Origin of the sequence: Pseudomonas sp. SIMBA_067, from assembly GCF_046534675.1 — a bacterium.
In the GTDB taxonomy this organism is placed as follows: Bacteria; Pseudomonadota; Gammaproteobacteria; order Pseudomonadales; family Pseudomonadaceae; genus Aquipseudomonas; species Aquipseudomonas putida.
Map to the genome: position 1 here is coordinate 1 of NZ_JAWRYH010001451.1, position 231 is coordinate 231.

A 231-nucleotide genomic window follows, 5' to 3' on the forward strand; every position below is an offset into this window, starting at 1 on the left:
TCATCCAGTACGTCAACGGCGACCCGGACCAGCCGATGATCACCGGACGCACCTACTGTGGTGATCAGTTACCGCCCTACGACCTGCCCGAACACAAGACACGCATGACCATCAAGAGCCAGACCCATAAAGGTGATGGTTACAACGAACTGCGTTTCGAGGACGAACTGGGCAAAGAGGAAGTGTTCATCCATGCCCAGCGGGACAAGAACAATGTGGTCGGCAATGATG

The 231-nt window shown here is 55.0% G+C and carries 1 protein-coding gene; it reads left to right on the plus strand.

What is annotated here, in order from left to right; translation table 11 throughout:
* On the plus strand, positions 1-231 hold a 231-nt coding region (locus SB765_RS34220), incomplete at both ends, for a bacteriophage T4 gp5 trimerisation domain-containing protein (protein WP_410933102.1).